Source organism: Actinoplanes siamensis (genome assembly GCF_016862395.1).
Classification (GTDB): Bacteria; Actinomycetota; Actinomycetes; order Mycobacteriales; family Micromonosporaceae; genus Actinoplanes; species Actinoplanes siamensis.
The window spans coordinates 162,787-180,934 of record NZ_BOMW01000026.1 but is presented as its reverse complement, the minus strand read 5'-3'; the positions used below and the strand labels follow the sequence as shown (position 1 = coordinate 180,934).

The following is an 18,148-nucleotide window of genomic DNA, read 5'->3' as shown; positions in this document are numbered from 1 at the left end:
AACCAGCTGGCCGCCGAGACCATCTGAGCCCGATCACTGCGGAAGGCCCCGGTCCTGGTGGGACCGGGGCCTTTCGGTCGGCAGCAGGACCGCCGCCAGGATCGGGGCGGTCACCAACGGCCCGCCGATCAGCACGCTTGCGGCGTACCGGAAATCAGTGATCCTGCGGTGGGAATGCTGACCGCGAGGTCGGCAGCGACGTCCGGCAGCAGGCCATGATGACTAATTCGGTCATCCCGATGGCGAAGGTGCCGACCGAGAGGGCGGCCAGGGCAGGCCCGGGACGGGCCGTCGCGACCTGACGAACGTCGATCATCCGTTCATCTCAACCGAACGTGTATGGGAGCGCTACCGAAAAAGGTCTGACCGTTGTTGCCGAACAGGTCCATGCGGTCGTCATCAGAAACGGCGGCTACCGTGTAGCCGATGCCTCCTTCAGCCGAGCTTCCCGGGTTCCTGCACAGCGTCGCCCCGATCCTGGACCGTTGGGGTTACCTGGCCCTCGCCGTGGTGATCGGCGTGGAGAGCTTCGGGGTGCCCGCGCCCGGACAGACGATCATGGTGGCCGCGTCGATCTACGCCGGCGCCGGCCGGATGAACATCTACGTGGTCGCGTTGATCAGCTTCTTCGCCGCGGTGATCGGCGACAACATCGGGTACTGGATCGGCCTGCGTGGCGGCCGCAGAGTGGTGCACCGCTGGGGGAAGTACATCCTGGTCACCCCGGAACGCCTGGAGAAGGCCGAGCGGTTCTTCGCCCGGCGCGGCAACCGGATCATCGTGGTGGCCCGGTTCATCGACGGGTTGCGGCAGCTCAACGGCGTGATCGCGGGGATCACGAAGATGCCGTGGAAGACGTTCACGATCTACAACGCGATCGGCGCGGCGCTCTGGGTGGGCTGGTGGACCACGGTGTCGTACCTGCTCGGCGCGAACCTGGTGACGATCATGGAGCACGCCCACCGGTACAAGTGGCTGGCGATCGGTGCAGTGGTGGTGGCCGTCGCGATCTACGTGACGCTGCACGTCCGGCACATCCGCCGGCGCCGGGCCCGCGCGACGGCGGCCGCTCCGATCGAGGAGAACCCGGCCTAGGGGCTCCGGGTGAGCGGTCCGCCGCCGGCCGCGCCCGCTGACGATCCGGTGGTACGGCCGTGGCCCGGTTGCTGTCCGCCGACCACCGGCCGGTCGGCCAGGGGTTCGCCCGCCACCTCGGCCGAGGCGTAGACCGGCTCGCCGGCGGTGACCGGGGGCCGGTCCGGTTCGCGCAGGCCGAGCATGACCAGCCACTCGATCAGCTGGCGGTGCACCGCGTCCGGGCCGTGCAGGTCGCCGGTGACGGTCCACGCCGCGGGATGCACCAGCATCGCGTCGGTCTGCCACCCACCCAGTCCCCCGTGCGAGCCGACCAGCTCCTCGAACGCGGCGACCTCCTGGGTCTCCGGGTCCATCGCGCTGATCACGACCAGGTCGCCGATGTGTGCCGCCTCCTGGTGACGCAGCAGGTCGGCGCGCGCCCGATCCCCGTACGGCAGCAGGGGGTCCTGCCCGGAGACCACGCCCTCCCGCAGCCGATGGCTGCCACCCGGGCCGTAGGCGATCGGCCCGTCCTGGTCCCCGACCACGACCAGACCGATGCCCGGATGGGCGGCCAGCCCGGGGATCAGCCGGGGGTAGGTCTGCTCGATCTCGGCCCGCAGCACCCGGTGCGTGCGGCGGGTGAGGTAGATCAGCGACAGGTTGCCGGACGAGAGCACCAGCAGCGCCGCGGATACCGGTGGTGGCGCCGGGGCACTGCGGCCCTGCTCCTCGGCCGGTTCCCGGGGGCCGGCGGCCGGGTCCGCGGTGAGCCGCTCGACCACCTCCTCCAGGGTCTCGCCGTGCCGCTGCCGGAACGTGGCCCCCTGGCTCTGCCCGTGGTCGGAGAGCACCACCAGGTGATAGCGCCGGGCCGCCTCGGGCGAGAGCCGCTCCAGCACGCCGAGCATCCGGTCCAGGCTCTCCAGCTGGCGCATCGACTCCGGCCGGGCCGGGCCGGCGTGGTGGGCCACCTCGTCGTAGTCGACCAGGTCGCAGTAGATCGCCGGGACGCCGCGGGCCATCTGCTCGGCGATCAGCGAGACGTTCACGTCGCGCAGCAGCATGGCGGCCGGGCGCAGGGCCAGATAGGCGCCGGAGCGGCTGACCCGGGGCTGCAGGTTGCGCCGGCGCTGCAGGCGGGCCTGGTGCAGCTCGGTGAAGACCTCGGCGACGCCGAGGACCAGCGCCCGGGTGAAGCCGTACGGCGAGGCCATGAACGCCGCCCAGCCGCGCGCCGACCGGCCGGGCAGGGCCGCGTGGCTCACCGTCAGCAGGCTGGTCGCGGCGTCCCCGCCGAAAGCGTTGCCGATGCTCACCCCGCCGTCGCGGAGCAGGCCCCGGCCGTCGCTGAGCCGGCGCTCGATCACCGCGGCGTCGCGTGGCCGGTTGGAGACCATCACCTTGCCGGTCTCCTTCTCGAACCAGCGGAACGCCGGGATCTGCCGGGACGCGCCGTGCAGGATGCCGGCCTGGGACGCCGGGGTGGTGGACGGCAGCCCGGTGTGCCAGCGGCGCAGGCTGTGGCTGCCGGAGCGCAGCCACTGCCCGAGGACGGGCAGGTTGCCGGCCCGGATCGCCCAGCGCAGCACCGGCTCGGCGACCCCGTCGAGCTGGACCACGAGCAGGCCCGGCTCGGTGCCCGGACGTGGCCGGCGCAGCGTGAACAACGGCGCCCCGGACCGCCGGGCGGCCCGGCGGCGCACGCCGCGCATCAGCAGGCGCGCCTCCCGGACGAACGTGTCGTCGCTGCCGGCGTCGGCCATCCAGTCCAGCAGGGCGGCGAAGATCACGGCGACGATCGCCGCGACGACGAGGGTCGGCAGCCCGCGGATCCGGTTGGCCGGGTCCAGTCGCAGCGCCACCACCATCACCGCGACCTGCGTGATCACGCCGAACAGCATGGCGCCCCAGCCACCCAGCGCGGTAATCCCGAGCAGCAGCAGCGGCCGCAGCACCGCGCCGACGACCGCGACCAGGACCACCAGGTTCAGCGTGTCCAGGATGTCGGCGCCGGCCACGCCGGGCATCAGCCACAGGGTCAGGGTGACCACCACGAAGGTGGTGATCGCGCTGCGCAGCACAGCACGGGCCCGGCCCAGGACCCGCCGCCAGGCGAAGAGGGCACGCATCTCAGGGCTTAGGGCCACGGCTCGACAATGGCACAGCCGGTCGCGCGGGGTGCAGCCCCACTCGATCGGGTGAGCCGGGGGGCGATCACCGGCTGGGCGCGCTAGGTTCGTGCCGGTGCGTGTCCGGTCAGCGGTCTTAGTCCTGCTTATCCTGATCTTGTCAGCTTGTCAGGCTCCTTCGCGCCCGCCGCATCCCGAGCCGGCCCCGGCCGCCGCCCGGGTGGTGGCCGGATATTTCACCGAGTGGGGTGTCTACCAGCGCGGCTTCCGGGTGAAGAATCTGGCGGTCAGCGGGGCCGCCGGGCGGCTCACCCACCTGCTGTACGCGTTCGGCAAAGTGGACGGGGGCCGCTGCGCGGTAGGTGACGCGTTCGCGGCGTACCAGAAGCCGGTGGCCGCCGCGGACAGCGTCGACGGGGTCGCGGACACCGCGTCCACGCCGCTGCGCGGGAACCTCGGCCAGCTCTGGAAGCTGAAGGGCGCGCACCCGGGGCTGAAGATCCTCTGGTCGTTCGGCGGCTGGACCGGGTCGGCCGGGTTCACCGAGGCGGCCAAGGACCCGGCCGCGTTCGCCCGGTCCTGCCACGCCCTGCTCAACGACCCTCGCTGGGCCGGCCTGTTCGACGGGATCGACGTGGACTGGGAGTACCCGAACAGCTGCGGGCTGCAGTGCGACCGCAGCGGGCGGGAGGCCCTGCCCCGGCTGCTCCGGGCGCTGCGCACGGCGTTCGGCACCGGCCTGCTGGTCACCGCGGCGGTGCCCGGTGACGTGCGCAAGCTCGAGTCCACCGACTACTCCGCGGCGGCGACGCAGGCGGACTGGCTGAGCGCGATGACCTACGACTACTTCGGCGCCGCGGACACCGACAGGCACAGCACCGCGCCGCACTCGCCGCTGACCACGTACCCGGGCATCACGCGCGCCGGGGCGACCACCGAGGCGACCGTGTCCCAGCTGCTCGGACAGGGGGTGCCGGCGGCGAAGCTGCTGTTCGGGATCGGGTTCTACGGGCGCGGGTGGACCGGGGTGCGCGGCGCCGGGCCGGGCGCCACCGCGACCGGACCCGCGCCGGGCACGTACCAGAAGGGGATGGAGGACTACCGGGTCCTGGCCGGGCGGTGCCCGCCGACCGGGACGGTGGGCGGGACGGCGTACGCCCGGTGTGGCGCCCAGTGGTGGTCCTACGACACCCCGGGCACCATCCGCGGGAAGGTGGCCTATGCCAGAAGCCGGTCGCTGGGCGGCGTCTTCGCCTGGGAGCTGTCCGGTGACACTCCCGGTGGCGCGCTGGTCGCCGCCCTGGCCGGCTGACGGGTCAGCCGCAGAAGCCGGTGCTGGGCGGGATGTTCATGGCGTCGCCGGCGCCGCACTCGACGGCGCTGCCCTCGCCCTTCTTCGCCCACTTGCCGGTCTTCCGGTCGTAGGCGAAGAAGATCCGGCCGTCGCCCTGCTGGTCCGGGCTCGGCGCGATCATCGAGGCGACGGCCCAGTCGTCCTTGCACTTCACGCTGGACTCGTCGATCCTCCAGCCGGCCGGGTAGTCGGCCAGCTTCTGCAAGGTGGCGGTGGCGACCGGGCAGCCCCCGGCCGGCTTCGCCCGCTCGGTTGCCGGCTTCGCCCGCTCGGTGGCCGGCTTCGTCGCGGCAGCGGCCACCGTGGTGGTGGTGGCCGTCGCGGTGCGCGCGGCGGTCGCGGTCGTCGCGGCCGGGGCCGGGGCGGCGGCGGTCTCGGCCTTGTCGCAGCCGGTCAGGGCGATCAGGCCGGTGGCGGCGACGGCGAGGACGGCGGTGCGAGTGAACATGACGGAATCCCCCGTGCGGAGTGGTGGTCTCAACGGGGACCATGTTCGCGGTCCCGGAGCGCCCGCGGTCCGTCGAAGGGAACCGTTGGCAGTCTTTGGGGAGTCAGCCGATCCGGACCCAGACGTTGTCCAGCGCGCCGTTGAACTGATCGTTGTCGCGGGCGGCGCCCTTGCCGCCGATGCTCAGCGGCGAGTCGTTGGCGACCGAGAGCCGGGCCGGCACCTCGGTCCGCCCACGCAGCACATTGTCCACATAGATGTCGAACCGGCTGCCGGCCCGCTCGCAGCGCACGGCGTGCCAGCGCCCGTCCGCCACCGTCACCGAGCTGCGCACCAGCCGGATCACCCCGGGCCGACGCTCGTCGACCAGCACGCAGCTGGGCTGCCCGGCGACGCCGTCGACCTGCAGCTTGTACTGGCTGCCGGTCTTGGAGTAGCCCTTCTGCACGACGTTCTGCCCCTTGCTGGTCTGCCCCGGGGCGAGCAGCACGTCCGCCCCGTACGACAGGTCGCGGGTCCCGGGGTTGAGATCGGTGGTCCCGGGGCTCTGCAGCGCCACGTGCGGGCAGACGGTGAGCTCGCAGCGGGCCGGGAAGGCGAGCGCGTTGCCGGTGCCGTGCACCACCGGCCGGATCACGCCGCCGTGCCCCGCGACGACCCGCAGGGTGTGCCCGAAGCCGGAGTCGTCGAGGATCATCGTCTGGCCGTTGAAGTCGTAGCGGGCGACGACGGCCGGCACCGGGGTGTCGGCGATCGGAACGGGAACCATCATGATCAACCGAAGAAGTTCTGCACCTGGGTGAGCGTCAGGTAGCCCTGTCTCTCCAGCTCCCGGGGCACCGAGGTCAGCGGCTTCTCGATCACCGGGACGTCGTCGGCGCGGCTGGGCGGTGGAGCCGGCTCCGGGTCCGGCGGCAGGTCGGGCAGCGCCATCGCCTCGCGGATGACCTCGAACATGGTCCGCACCTCGGCCACCGCCCGCCGCATCAGCTCCTGATCGGTGCAGGCCGGCGGGAGCGCGCAGGTGAAGTTGGCGCGCAGCTGGTCGCCGACGTGCCGGATGTCGGCGCTGGGCCGCAGGTGGTCCACACCCTCGGTGACGATGCCGAGCTGACATCCCCGGAAGCCGGTCCGGTCCCACCACTGCTGCCAGCGCGGGTCCGCGCCGATGGTGTGTACGGCGTGCTGGAGCGCGATCAGGTAGTGCCGCGGCGCCCGGCCGTCCCGAGTTGCCGTCCCCAGCCGCGGGTGGAGCCAGAACTCGTCCATGGTTCGCATGTTTCCAGGATTCGGCCGCGGCTCGTGGGAATTCGGGGGTCGCGCGTCGGGGTGGAAACCGGTCACCTCCCATGACGCAATTGCATAAGTACATGATATAAATTTCGGGTGCGCACCCGGACGGGGACGCGGCCGCCGCGACCGACTTCGGGCGTCTTCCCGCGGGTCCGCGGCGGATCACGCACGCCGCGGGGCGAGCTCGGCCCCGGCCGCCTCCTGGCCCCGTGCAGCGGCCGGGACCGCACCGGCTCTGCGAGCCGCACGTGCGGCGCCGGCTGAACGACCTGCTCACGAAGGACTGATCGCATGCTCGCCGTAGACCATCCGCGCTACAAGTGGGTCGCGCTGTCCAACACCACGCTCGGGAACCTGCTCGCGACGATCAACTCGTCGATCGTGCTGATCTCGCTGCCCGCCATCTTCAAGGGCATCGAAATCGACCCGCTCGCCCCGGGCAACGTCAGCTACCTGCTCTGGATGCTGATGGGCTACATGCTGGTGACCGCGGTGCTGGTGGTGACGCTCGGCCGGCTCGGCGACATGTACGGCCGGGTCAAGATCTACAATGCCGGCTTCGCGATCTTCGCGGTCGTCTCGATCGTCCTCTCGGTGGACCCGTTCACCGGCGGCACCGGCGCCGTCTGGCTGATCGGCTGGCGGGTGGCACAGGCCATCGGCGGCGCCATGCTGATGGCGAACTCGGCCGCGATCATCACCGACGCGTTCCCGCCCCGGCAGCGCGGCATGGCGCTCGGCGTCAACATCGTGTCCGCGCTGGCCGGCTCGTTCATCGGCCTGGTCGCCGGCGGGGTGCTGGCGGAGTGGGACTGGCGCTCGGTGTTCTGGGTCAACATCCCGCTCGGCGTGATCGGCGCGATCTGGGCGTACCGGTCGCTGCACGACACCGGCGTCCGGCGGCAGTCGAGGATCGACTGGTGGGGCAACCTGACGTTCGCGATCGGGCTCACCGCGGCGCTGGTCGGCATCACCTACGGGATCCAGCCGTACGGCGGCCACACCCAGGGCTGGACCAACCCGTGGGTGCTGACCGGCCTGATCGGTGGCGCGGCCGTGCTGGTGCTCTTCGGGATCATCGAGACCCGGGTGGCCGAGCCGATGTTCCCGCTCAGGCTGTTCCGCAACGCCGCCTTCACCGGCGGCAACCTGGCGAACCTGCTGGCCAGCATCGCCCGCGGCGGCCTGCAGTTCATGCTGATCATCTGGCTGCAGGGCATCTGGCTGCCGCTGCACGGGTACGACTACGAGCAGACCCCGCTCTGGGCCGGCATCTACCTGGTCCCGATGACGATCGGCTTCCTGGTGGCCGGTCCGCTCTCCGGGTTCCTCTCCGACCGGTTCGGCGCCCGGCCGTTCGCGGCCGGCGGCCTGCTGGTGATGGCGCTGTCCTTCGCCGGCCTACTGCTCGTGCCCGGCGACTTCAGCTACCCGGTGTTCGCCGTCCTGATCTTCGTCAACGGGCTGGGCGGCGGCCTGTTCTCGGCGCCGAACACGTCGCTGCTGATGTCGACGGTTCCGGCCAACATGCGCGGCGCGGCCTCCGGGATGCGGGCCACCTTCATGAACGCCGGCCAGGTGCTCTCGATCGGCGTGTTCTTCTCGCTGATGGTGGCCGGGCTCGCCGACTCGCTGCCGGCCAGCCTGCACGCCGGGCTGACCGCGCAGGGGGTGCCGGCCGACGTGGCCGCCCGGGCCGCCGAGGTGCCGCCGGTGGGGACGCTGTTCGCGGCGTTCCTCGGCTACAACCCGATCGCCGAGCTGCTCGGGCCGCAGGTGCTCGGCGCGCTGCCGGCCGGCCACGCGGCGCAGCTGACCGGGCTGCAGTTTTTCCCGCGGCTGATCGCCGACCCGTTCCACGACGGGCTGGTGGTGGTCTTCTGGATGGCGATCGGGATGGCAGTGCTCGGCGCCCTCGCCTCGCTGATCAAGCCGAAGCCGGTCGCCGCCGGGAACGACCCGGTCACACACGAGGCCGAGCTGAGCGCCGAGATCAGCGAGGCCCAGCCGCTGCTTCCGGCGGCGCGGATCGCCGAACCGCTGGACGATCCCGCGACCCGGGACCAGTAGGAGAACGAGCGGCGCGGCTCACGAGGCCGCGCCGCTTGCGCACCGCGCGGTCAGCGGGGCGGCGCCGCCCCGGGCCAGCCCGAGCTGCACCGGCCGCCGGGACAGCACCGCGTCGAGCATCCAGTCCGCCCCCACCCGCACCCGGTTCCCCGGCAGCGACATCAGGTGGTGGCCGCGGGTCACCAACTTGGCCGCGGCCCCGCGCAACGGCACCCCGAGCGGGTCGGCCGCCGCCGACCGGCCACCGAGATCGACCACGAAACCGGGATCCCGATGACGGTACGACCGGCGCCGCCCGTGCCCGTAGGAAGCCGCCACGTTCCCGGCCGCCAGCCGCCCCTGCCGTACCGCGTGCCGCGCCGTCATCCCGGTCAGCGCGCCCGGCACCGCCGCGGCGTCCCCGCAGGCGAACACGTCCGGCCGGCCCGGCACGTTGAGGAACTCGTCCACGATCAGCCGCCCGTCCCGGGTGGCCAGCCCCAGACCCGCGACCAGGGGCTCCGGCCGGACCCCGACGCACCAGACCAGCGTCCGGGTCGGCACGCTCTCCCCGTTGGTGAGCCGCACCCCGTCCGGCCCGGCCTCGGCGACCCCGGTCCCGGTCAGCACCTGCACCCCGCGATGCCGCAGCACCTGCGCGGCGGTGCGCGACAGGCGTGGGTCCAGCGTCGGCAGCACCCGGTCGGCGGTGTCCAGGATCAGCCACCGCGGCTGCAGGGAGCGCCCGTCCGCCAGCGCCGCGGTGAACAGGGCGCCCTGGGCGGCGACCTCGGTGCCGCCGTAGCCGGCGCCGGCCACCACGAACGTACACCTGGCCTGCCGCTCCACCGGATCATCGGACTGCGCCGCCAGCTCGACCTGCCGGATCAGGTGGTCGCGCAGGTGAAGCGCCTCGGCGAGTCCCCGGAACCCGTGGGCGTACTCGGTCACGCCGGGCACCGGGAGCAGCTTGTTCCCGCTGCCCGGCGCCAGCACCAGCCGGTGGTACCCGATCACGCCGCGCCGGCCCTCCGGGTCGGCCCACCGCACCGTACGGGCGTCCAGGTCGAACGCCCCGGCGTGCCCGAGCAGCAGCCGGACCCCGGGAAGCGCCAGCGGCACCGAGATCCGCCGGGGTTCCAGCACCCCGGTCGCCACCTCCGGCAGCAGCGGCAGGTACAGGAAGTAGTCGGTGGGATTCAGCAGCACGATCTCGGCCCGGCCGCGGGCGATCCGCAGCAGCCGGCGGGCCGCCGCGTGTCCCGCGAAGCCGGCGCCGACGATGAGAATCCGCGGACATGGCATGCGGATCACACTGCCACCAGCGGGAACAGGCGCGGCGAAGTTGCCGAAAGTGCTCCGGTGAGGTGGCAGCATCGGGTGCGATGACCGCGACCGGCGCTTCGGCGGCGGCCACGACAGCGCCCGGCCCGCCCCGACGGCGGCGCCGGGGACCACTGGTGGCCGCTGTGCTGGTGGTCGTGCTCGGCACCGAGCTGATCCTCGGGTGGCCGGCGCTGACCGAGGCGTACGCGCAGCTGCGCGCCCCGCACTGGGGCTGGGTCGGCGCGGCGCTGGCCGCCGAGATCGTGTCGATGGGGACCTACGCCCGGATGCAGCGGGCGCTGCTGCGCGGCGCGGGCACCAAGGTCAGCGTGCGGCGGCACGTGGCCATGGCGTACGCCGCGCACTCGCTGAGCGTGACCCTGCCGGGTGGCCCGGTCTTCTCCACCAGCTTCAACTTCCGGCAGATGCGCCGGTACGGGGTGTCGCCCGCCGAGGCCTCCTGGTGCATCGCGCTGAGCGGGGTGCTCTCCACCGGCGCGCTCGTCCTGGTCGGCTCGGCCGGCGGGATCCTGGCCCGCAACACCGGCAGCTGGCACACCGTGGCCGGCTACGCGGCCGGCGCGATAGCGGTGACCGCCGCGGTCCGGCTGCTCGCCACCCACCCGCTCTGGCTGGACCGGCCGGTGCGCGTGCTGCTGGGCGGCGTGAACCGGGTGCGCCGCCGGCCGCCCGAGCACGGCGCCGACCGGCTGTTCGGGTTCGTCACCCAGTTGCGGGCGATCCGGGTGCACCCGGCGCACTTCGCCATCGCGGTGCTGCTGGCCTGCGCGAACTGGCTCTTCGACGCGCTCTGCCTGTGGCTGTGCTGCGTCGCGACCGGCGCGGACCGGATCACCGGGGTGCACCTGCTGATCGCGTACTGCGCGGGAATGGCCGCCGCCAGCATCCCTGTCGTCCCGGGCGGCCTCGGGGTGGTCGACGCCGCCCTGGTCCTGGGCCTGGTCGCGGGCGGTCTGACCAGCGCGGCAGCGGTCGCCGCGGTGGTCCTCTACCGGTTGATCAGCTTCGGCTTCATCATCGGCGCCGGCTGGCTCGTCTGGCTCCTGCTCCGGCACCGCGCGAAGCGGGCCTGACCGCGACGCTCGCCGAAGGCGCTCAGGCCCGCGCGGCGCTCGCGCGCAACACCTGGGTGCGGGCGTCGCTCGCCCGGAGCGCTCAGGTGCGCTCCTCCGGGCGGACCGGCGCCTGGTCGCCCTTGCGCCCGAAGAGCTTCCAGCCGCGCTTCTTCTTCTCCACCACCGGGACGGCCACGCCGTTCAGGATGTCCAGGCGCTGCCGGGCCACCGGATTGTTCGGCTCCAGCCGCAGCGACGTGGTCAGCGCCTGCCGCGCCTGGTCCACGTGCCCGAGCGCGGCCAGCGCCACCCCGTGCGTGAAGTAGTAGTGCGCCTCGTTCGGGTCCAGGCCGATCGCCGTGCGCGCGGCCTGCTCGGCGTCCGCGAGCTGGCGGTCGGCGGCGAGCAGCGCCCAGGCCACCCGGTCGTGCCAGAGCGGGTTCTTCGGCTCCACGATGACCGCGCGGTAGGCCATCGACATCGCCTCGTCATGCTTGCCCTGCAGGGTGAGCGCCCGGCTGGCGATGGCCAGCGGCCGGGGGTCCTCGGGCGCCAGCTCGATCGCCCGGTGCGCGGCGGCGAGCGCCGGCTCCACCTGGTCCAGCGTGAGCCGCACGCGGGCCATCAGGATCCAGCCGGCGGCCGTCCGCGGGTTGCCGGCCAGCGCCGGTTCCAGCACCGCGGCGGCCTCGGCTGGCTGCATGTTCTCGAAAAGGGCGGCGGCCCGGGCGACGGCCATGTCGGTCGGGTCGGCGAAGGCGCGTTCCGCCGCCCCGGGGTAGGCCGGGGCGGGATCGGCGGGTGGGGCCAGGTCGGTCATCGGGCCGCTCCGGGTAGCCAGGGGACAGGGCTGACAAGCCTCATGTCGGCAGCCCGGGTCGTTTTCTTAGGACTTGCCCGATTGCCGCGAGCACCAGGGCCGGGTGTCCCCCGGGTCTCCGAAGGCGCCGTCCCGGGACGAGCTCAGGACTCCGGGAGGAATTCAGGACCTCGGGGCGAGCGAGGTGAGCAGCCGAACCGCCAAACCGGCCACACTGGCGACCCCGAGCAGGCTCGGCAGCCAGGCGGCCGGCGCCACCGTCGCGGTCAGGAGCAGTGCGAGGGTGAGGGCCGCCGCGGCGCTCGCGGCCCGCTGCCGGGTCAACACCTCCTTGAGGTACGACCGCAGCACCCGGTCCAGCCGCGCCAGGAAGTACCCCGCGTACCCCGCCGGGGCCAGCGCCGCCGCCGCGGCCAGCGCCCGGGCCCAGGTCGCCGAGTCCTCCGCCACCCGCCAGCCCAGATAGGCCAGCACCACCATGATGATCGCCGCGTAGATCAGGAACTGCCGCAACGCCGCGTCCAGCAGATGCCGGCTGGCCTCCTGCCGCGGATCCGCCCGTAGCGCCGCCACCAGCCCGGTCACGCCCCGGGCCAGCCGGCTCAGCGCGAACGGGTTGCGCTGCACCACGTCGAGGGCGGCCAGTTCGTGCCGGGCGATCGCGTTCTCCGGTTCCAGCCGCAACGCGTCCCGCAGCGCCTCCCGCCCCCGCTCCGGACGGTTCAGCTGCTTCATGACCATCGCGTAGGTGATCCGGAAGTCGGCCTGCTCCGGGTCCAGCCGGATCGCCTCCCGGGCCGCGTGCTCCGCCTCCACCGGCCGGTTGCCGTGCTCCAGCAGCGCCCAGGCGAGCCGGTTGTGCCGGTACGGGTTGTCCGCCTGCCCGGCCACCGCCGCCTGTGCCGTGCCGATCGCCTCGTCGTGGCGTCCGAGCGCGGTCAGCGTCCGGCTCAGCGCGGTGAGCGCCTCGGACGACCCGGGCGCGTGCGCGACCGCCCGGGCCGCCACCTCGTGCGCCAGCTCCGGGCGCTCCAGCGCCAGCTGTGCGTGGGTCATCAGGACCAGCGCGGTCACGTGGTCCGGCTCGGCGGCCAGCACCGGTCCGAGCAGCCCGGCGGCCGCCTCGGGCGCGCCCCGTTGCAGTTGCAGGCGGGCCAGCGCGATCGGCTGGGTCATGGCCGGTCACCCGGCGGGACGCTGGCGTAGGCGCGGACCGGGAACGTGCCGAACTCGGCGACGCGCGGCGGCACCGCGGTGAACCGGGCGCCCCGCTCCGGCACCGCGGCGAGGTTGGTGAGGTGTTCGACGATCGGGATCCCGGCCGCGAGCAGCAGGCTGTGTGCCGGCCGCTCACCTCGCGCGGCCGCGGAGATGTCGTCGATGTTCACCGCGTCGATGCCGACCAGCGCCGCGCCGTGGTCCACCAGGTGGCGCGCGCCCTCCCCGGTGAGGAAGGGCGCGTCCACCCCGTAGTCCTTCGTGGCCCAGTGCTGGTCTCCACCGGTGTGCAGCAGCACCGCCCGTCCCTCGACGTCCACACCGGCCAGTGTGTCAGCGGTGACCCCGCGCGGGCCGCCGATCGCCCGGACCACCACGGCCGGAAGCTCGGCGAGCCGGTGCAGCGGCAGGCCGGCCAGGTCGGCGCCGTCGGCGTAGCGGTGGAACGGACTGTCCAGATACGTCCCGGTGTTGCCGACCATGGTGATCCGGTCGATGGAGAATTCGGTGCCGGGCGCGTACCGGTCCCGGGACTCCGCGCGGTTGAGGTGCCGGCCGATCCGCGGGGCGGGCAGTCCCGGATAGGTCACCAACCCGTCCCGGATCACGTGGCTGAGATCGACGAACCGATGTCCCGGCACAGCGCCTCCCGATCAGGACAGGCCGATGACCCCCTCGGCGATCAGCCAGATGCCGAAGATAGCGAACAATGCCGCGGCGCCCCACTTGATGATGTGCTCGGGCAGGTGCCGGCCCAGATAGCGACCGACCACGATGGCCAACGCGTCGGCGGCCACCATGCCCAGGGTGGAGCCGATCCAGGTGCCGACCGGGCCGTGCTGGGTGGCCAGTGTGATCGTCGCCAGCATGGTCTTGTCACCGAGCTCGGCCAGGAAGAACGCGCCACCGACGGCGAGGATCGCGGAGCCGGTGGACCGCTCCGCCTTGTTCTTCTCGTCGTCCGTCAGCTTGTCGCCGCGCAGCGTCCAGGCGCCGAACGCCAGGAACGCGATGCCGGCGACCAGCGAGATCCAGTCGGTGGGGAGGGCGGCGCCGAGGCCGTAACCGATGCCGACCGAGACCAGATGCACCAGCGCGGTGGCCGCGGTGATGCCGACCAGTACCGGCAGCAGCCGGAACCGGGTGGCGAAGGTCATCGCCATGAGTTGGGACTTGTCACCGAGCTCGGCGACGAAGATGACCGCGAAGCTGATGCCCAGCGCGGCAAGGAAAGCTGACACGAATATCTCCCGGTTGAGCGATGACCGGGTTTCGGACGCGGGCGACCTCGACCCGGCCGTCGCAGTGAACGGCCTGGTCGAAGGTCTCGCTCGCCTCGGCAAGAGGCCGCGCGGCCGGACGATCCGAGGATCGTCAGTATGTCGACCGCGACGTTGGGAGCTACTCCCCTTCGCGTGGTCGAGCATAGCCGAACTCGGGAAAAGCCCGGCTGAGAGCTTCGCCACCGGGCTTTCCGCTAAGGCCGGGCGTCCGGCTCGGCGGTCCGTTCCGCCGAGACCGGGAGTCCGGCGGAACCGTCCGTTCCGCTGAGGACCGGGCGTCCGGCTGAACCGCCCGCGGGGATCAGGGCTGCAGGCGCAGCACGTCGGACGGGGCCGCCGCGCTGCGCATCGCCGGGTGGCCGGCTTCCGGCGGCGGCAGCGGGGCGCACTGCTTGTCGGAGCGGTCACCGGGCACCCGCCGCGGCAGCGCGCCGGTCGCCAAGTAGTCGGCGATCGCGTCGTCGACGCACGAGTTGCCGAAGAGCGATCCGGCGTGCGTGGTGCCGTTCACGCCCTCGATCAGCGCGGCGCGCGGGAAGCGCCGGCGAACCTCCAGGCTGCCCGCGAACGGCGTGGCCGCGTCCAGCGTCTCGCTGAGCAGCAGGATCGGCGGCACCTTGGCGCCGTCCACCCGGACCGGCTCGTCCGCCTTCGCGGCCCAGTGCCGGCACGGCGCGTTGTACCAGGCGTTGCCCCAGGTCTCGAACGGCGCCCGGTGGTAGATCTTCCAGTTCTCCTTGGACCAGGTCGCCCACTTGGCCGGCCAGGGCGCGTCGGTGCACTGCACGGCCAGGTAGACGGCGTAGTTGTTGTCCGCCCCCGGCTCCTGCGGGTTGTCCTCGTCGAAGAGCGCCTTGAGCCCGGCCGGGTCCTTCTTGGTGACCCACTCGGAGAACGCCCGGCCGGTCTTCTCCCAGGCGAAGATGTAGTACCCGGGCTGCAGGAAGACGTCTGTCAGCTCGGCCGGGCCGATCACCCCGCCGGCCGGCTTCGTGGCCAGCTCGGCGAGCTGCCGGTTGTAGAGCTTCTCCACGTCCGGACCGGTCTTGCCGAGGTGGTAGACGTCGTCGTGCTTCGCCAGCCAGCGGAAGTAGATCTTGATGTTGCGGTCGAAGGCGACGTCCTGGTCCAGGTTCGACCGGTACCAGACCCGGCCGGGGTTGACGTTGCCGTCCAGCACCATCCGGCGGACCCGGTCCGGGTGCTTGGTGGCGTAGACCTGGCCGAGGTACGTCCCGTACGAGAAGCCGTAGAAGTTGATCTGATCGACGCCCAGCGCCTTGCGGATGCTCTCCATGTCCCGGACCGAGTCCTCGGTGCGCATGTGGTGCAGCAGCGCGCCGCCGGCCCGGGCGCAGTCCGCGGCGTACTGCCGGGTCTTGGCGTGCCAGGCGTCCTCCAACGCCGCGGTGACCGGCACGTACGCCGGCCGGCGGTACCCCGCGTAGTCGCTGTCGCAGGTCAGTTTGGGCTTGCTGGCGCCGACGCCGCGCGGGTCGTACCCGATCCAGTCGTACGCGTCGCCGGCGCTCTTCGGCACCTTCGCGCCGAGCGAGGCCATGCCTCGCCCGGCGCCGCCCGGTCCGCCCGGGTTGACCAGGACGACGCCCTGGTACTTGTCGGCCGGGACGGTGTGCTTGATCCGCGCCACGGCCAGCTCGATCTTGGTGCCGTCCGGTTTCGCGTAGTCCATCGGCACGGTGACGGTGCCGCACTCCACGCCCTGCGCCTTGAGCGTGATGTCGGTGCAGGGACTCCACGCGATCGGCCGTGTCCGGTGGTTCGATGTGCCGTGCGGCGGAGCGGCCGCCGCGGGTGTGATCGCGATGCTCGCCGCACCGAGCGCGACCACGCTGGCGGCCGCCCAGATCCTCTTCATGCCTCACCCTTCGATGTCCGATTCGCCCCATATGCTGAGCCGTTCTCGGGCACTTTCCACCGCTCCACGCCGTGGCGGCCACCGAAGGTGTGAGATCAGGCGGAATGGCGTGCGCGCTGGGCGATCAGGGCTACCAGGCCCAGCACCGCGACGATTCCGGCGTACCAGAGGGCGGTGGTGTGCAGGCCCAGGCGGTTGGCCATCAGCCCGGCCACCCCGAGCGCGCCGCCGGCGAGCAGCCCGCCCCCGGCGACGGTCAGCACCCGCGCGGTGGCGACCCGGCGCAGCAGGAACGAGGTGACCGCGCCGGTGCCGCAGACCAGCGCCACCACCAGGCCGCCGGCCAGATGGTCGTGGATACCGAACGAGTCGGACGCGACCGACGGGCCGAGCGAGAGGTAGAGCCCGCCGAGCGCCCAACTGGCCACGATGATCGGGACCAGCGCGAACAGGTCGCCGCGGAGCCGGGCGGGCACGCCGAGCCGCGGGATCAGCGAGGCGGCCGCGCGATGGCCGCGACGCTGCTGGACGCCGCCGTCACCCGCTGACCCGCCTGGAGCCGTCGGCCTCCTCGGAACGGACCCGCTCGGGACGGTGAGCGCCCGGCGTCCGTTGCCGCGGGACCCGCGGAGCCGGCCCGCCCTCCGGTGGGGCGCTCTCCCGCCGGGAAGCCACGGGATCGCCGGCCCCCTCCCCGGCGGCGGGCCGGGGCGTGACGACCACCGCCGCGCCGCCGAGCCCGATCCCGGCGTACCGGACCGGCCGCAACCACCGCAGCACCAGGGCATGCCCGAGCCCGGCCACCGGACACGCCGCGAGACCGGCGGCCACCACCCGGACCCACGGCGATCCGGCCGGCACCCCCAGCAGCCCGCGCAGGTTGAGGCACGCCAGCTGGAGCAGCACGCCGAGGGACACGGTGGACAGGACAGGCGCGACGAATCGGGTCCAGAGGTTCTCGCCGCCCGGCACGCGGTTCAGGTGCAGCAGCGCCGCCACCGCGGCGAGCAGCAACAGCACCAGGACGGCGAGGCCACCCCCGATCGCCAGCCACCGCGCGGTCCGGATCGACTCCTCGGCCCCGGCGAGGACCGCCCCGGTCAGCGCGGCGCCCGCGATCAGCGACTGGGCCAGGGAGGCGGCGCGCGGAGCGCGGGTCCGCGGCGAGACATCGGCCAGCACGCCGGGCAGCACCCGCTCCCGGCCGAGGGCGAACAGGTAGCGGGCGATCACGTGGTGCACCGCGAGGATCGCCGCCAGCAGCCCGGTGAGCAGCATCAACCGGCCGATGGTCACCGCCCACGGCGCCAGGCGGTCGCCGGCCAGCGCGAACAGCAGCTCCGGACCGCGGGTGGCGGCCAGGCCGGCCACCCCGCGCGGCCCGGCCCCGACGATCAGGCTCCAGATCGCACCGGCCAGCAGCAACGCGAGCAGCAGGACCGACAGCCGGGCGGCCCGGCCCGGGGCCCGGCGCGGATCACGGGCCTCCTCCGCGTACACCCCGGTGGTCTCGAAGCCGGCGAACCCGAGCACCGCGGCCGCCAGCAGCAGGCCGAGCAGCGGCCGGTCGATCCCGGACACGTCGCCGGGCAGGAACGTGCCGGTCCCGATCCGGCCGCCGGCCGGGCGCACCACGTTTGCCGCGGCCAGGCCGCTGAGCACGGCCACCTCGGCGACGGTGAGCACGGCGACCACCGCGGCGGCGGCCTCGACCCGGAGCGTGCCGCACCCGGCGACCACCACCCAGCATCCGGCGGCCATCGCCCACCACGGCGGAGTGACGCCGAACCAGCTGTGCAGCAGGGGCGCGGCGGCCTGGCCGGTGAGCGCGTAGAGACCGAGCTGCACGGCGTGGTAACCGGCCAGGGCCAGCCACGCGCCGGTGAGCGCGGCGGGGCGGCCGAGACCGCGGGCGATTTGCGGATAGGCCGCGCCGGCGCTGGGTCCGCGTCGGATCATGGCGGCGTACGGCGTACCGAAGAGGAGCAGGACCACCGCGACCGCGCCGACGCAGAGCGCCGCCAGCGGCCCGGCGCCGGCGGCCAGCAGCGGCGGCGCCGCGAGGACCACCGTGACGAACGGCGCGGCCGCGGCGGCGCCGAGGAAGGCGGCGGAGCCGGCGCCGAGACGTCCGTGAGCGAGCCCGGCGGATGCCGTGTCCGGGGGTACGTCGAGGGTGCCCACGGATCTATT

The 18,148-nt window shown here is 73.3% G+C and carries 17 protein-coding genes; 4 read left to right on the top strand and 13 right to left on the bottom strand.

The window, feature by feature from the left end:
• Positions 1–154: 154 nt before the first annotated feature.
• A complete protein-coding gene (locus tag Asi03nite_RS14615) occupies positions 155–316 on the bottom strand; it encodes a hypothetical protein (protein WP_203680104.1) in 162 nt (53 codons plus the stop codon).
• A gap of 110 nt (positions 317–426) precedes the next feature.
• On the opposite strand from Asi03nite_RS14615, the gene Asi03nite_RS14610 reads away from it, so the two are divergent.
• Complete coding sequence (locus Asi03nite_RS14610) at positions 427–1,095, top strand: DedA family protein (protein ID WP_203680102.1); 669 nt, start codon at positions 427–429, stop codon at positions 1,093–1,095.
• On the opposite strand, the gene Asi03nite_RS14605 is transcribed toward Asi03nite_RS14610, so the two are convergent.
• Positions 1,092–3,227, bottom strand: coding sequence for an alkaline phosphatase family protein (locus Asi03nite_RS14605; RefSeq protein ID WP_239102684.1), 2,136 nt, complete (start codon positions 3,225–3,227; stop codon positions 1,092–1,094). The two genes, Asi03nite_RS14610 and Asi03nite_RS14605, sit on opposite strands and share 4 nt — an antisense overlap.
• A gap of 139 nt (positions 3,228–3,366) precedes the next feature.
• Here Asi03nite_RS14605 and Asi03nite_RS14600 point away from each other — a divergent pair, with 139 nt between their 5' ends.
• On the top strand, positions 3,367–4,521 hold the full coding sequence (locus tag Asi03nite_RS14600) for a glycoside hydrolase family 18 protein (RefSeq protein ID WP_239102683.1): 1,155 nt from the start codon (positions 3,367–3,369) through the stop codon (positions 4,519–4,521).
• Between the two features lie 4 nt (positions 4,522–4,525).
• On the opposite strand, the gene Asi03nite_RS14595 is transcribed toward Asi03nite_RS14600, so the two are convergent.
• The 3 genes from Asi03nite_RS14595 to Asi03nite_RS14585 form a co-directional block, all read right to left on the bottom strand.
• A complete protein-coding gene (locus tag Asi03nite_RS14595; RefSeq protein WP_203680098.1) occupies positions 4,526–5,011 on the bottom strand; it encodes a hypothetical protein in 486 nt (161 codons plus the stop codon).
• A gap of 103 nt (positions 5,012–5,114) precedes the next feature.
• Entirely contained in the window at positions 5,115–5,783 is a 669-nt protein-coding gene (locus tag Asi03nite_RS14590; RefSeq protein WP_203680096.1) for a LamG-like jellyroll fold domain-containing protein, read from the bottom strand.
• A 2-nt stretch (positions 5,784–5,785) separates the two neighbouring features.
• Positions 5,786–6,289, bottom strand: coding sequence for a hypothetical protein (locus tag Asi03nite_RS14585; RefSeq protein WP_239102682.1), 504 nt, complete (start codon positions 6,287–6,289; stop codon positions 5,786–5,788).
• Positions 6,290–6,595: 306 nt separating this feature from the next.
• Here Asi03nite_RS14585 and Asi03nite_RS14580 point away from each other — a divergent pair, with 306 nt between their 5' ends.
• The gene (locus Asi03nite_RS14580) at positions 6,596–8,374 is read left to right on the top strand and encodes an MFS transporter (RefSeq protein WP_203680094.1); all 1,779 of its coding nucleotides are present in this window, start codon (positions 6,596–6,598) and stop codon (positions 8,372–8,374) included.
• A gap of 18 nt (positions 8,375–8,392) precedes the next feature.
• Here the strand turns inward: Asi03nite_RS14580 and Asi03nite_RS14575 are convergent, their stop codons facing one another.
• Positions 8,393–9,658, bottom strand: coding sequence for an NAD(P)/FAD-dependent oxidoreductase (locus Asi03nite_RS14575; RefSeq protein WP_203680092.1), 1,266 nt, complete (start codon positions 9,656–9,658; stop codon positions 8,393–8,395).
• Between the two features lie 155 nt (positions 9,659–9,813).
• On the opposite strand from Asi03nite_RS14575, the gene Asi03nite_RS14570 reads away from it, so the two are divergent.
• Positions 9,814–10,773: a lysylphosphatidylglycerol synthase transmembrane domain-containing protein gene (locus Asi03nite_RS14570; protein WP_239102681.1), complete on the top strand. Its 960-nt coding sequence runs from the start codon at positions 9,814–9,816 to the stop codon at positions 10,771–10,773.
• Between the two features lie 82 nt (positions 10,774–10,855).
• Here Asi03nite_RS14570 and Asi03nite_RS14565 read toward each other — a convergent pair whose 3' ends face one another.
• From Asi03nite_RS14565 to Asi03nite_RS14535, 7 genes are all read right to left on the bottom strand, one after another.
• Positions 10,856–11,575, bottom strand: a complete 720-nt coding sequence (locus Asi03nite_RS14565) for a tetratricopeptide repeat protein (protein ID WP_203680088.1) — start codon at positions 11,573–11,575, stop codon at positions 10,856–10,858.
• Between the two features lie 162 nt (positions 11,576–11,737).
• Positions 11,738–12,751 carry a tetratricopeptide repeat protein gene (locus Asi03nite_RS14560; RefSeq protein WP_203680086.1) on the bottom strand — a complete coding sequence of 338 codons (1,014 nt, stop codon included), beginning with the start codon at positions 12,749–12,751 and terminating at the stop codon, positions 11,738–11,740.
• The gene (locus tag Asi03nite_RS14555) at positions 12,748–13,434 is read right to left on the bottom strand and encodes a cyclase family protein (RefSeq protein WP_203680084.1); all 687 of its coding nucleotides are present in this window, start codon (positions 13,432–13,434) and stop codon (positions 12,748–12,750) included. Before Asi03nite_RS14555 ends, Asi03nite_RS14560 begins: the two co-directional genes overlap by 4 nt.
• A 12-nt stretch (positions 13,435–13,446) precedes the next feature.
• Positions 13,447–14,034, bottom strand: a complete 588-nt coding sequence (locus Asi03nite_RS14550; protein WP_203680081.1) for a TMEM165/GDT1 family protein — start codon at positions 14,032–14,034, stop codon at positions 13,447–13,449.
• Positions 14,035–14,377: 343 nt separating this feature from the next.
• Positions 14,378–15,955, bottom strand: a complete 1,578-nt coding sequence (locus Asi03nite_RS14545) for an alpha/beta hydrolase (RefSeq protein ID WP_203680079.1) — start codon at positions 15,953–15,955, stop codon at positions 14,378–14,380.
• Positions 15,956–16,050: 95 nt separating this feature from the next.
• Positions 16,051–16,431 (bottom strand): hypothetical protein, encoded by a 381-nt coding sequence (locus Asi03nite_RS14540; RefSeq protein ID WP_203680078.1) that lies wholly within the window; start codon positions 16,429–16,431, stop codon positions 16,051–16,053.
• Between the two features lie 61 nt (positions 16,432–16,492).
• On the bottom strand, positions 16,493–18,139 hold the full coding sequence (locus Asi03nite_RS14535; protein WP_203680077.1) for an APC family permease: 1,647 nt from the start codon (positions 18,137–18,139) through the stop codon (positions 16,493–16,495).
• Positions 18,140–18,148: the final 9 nt, after the last annotated feature.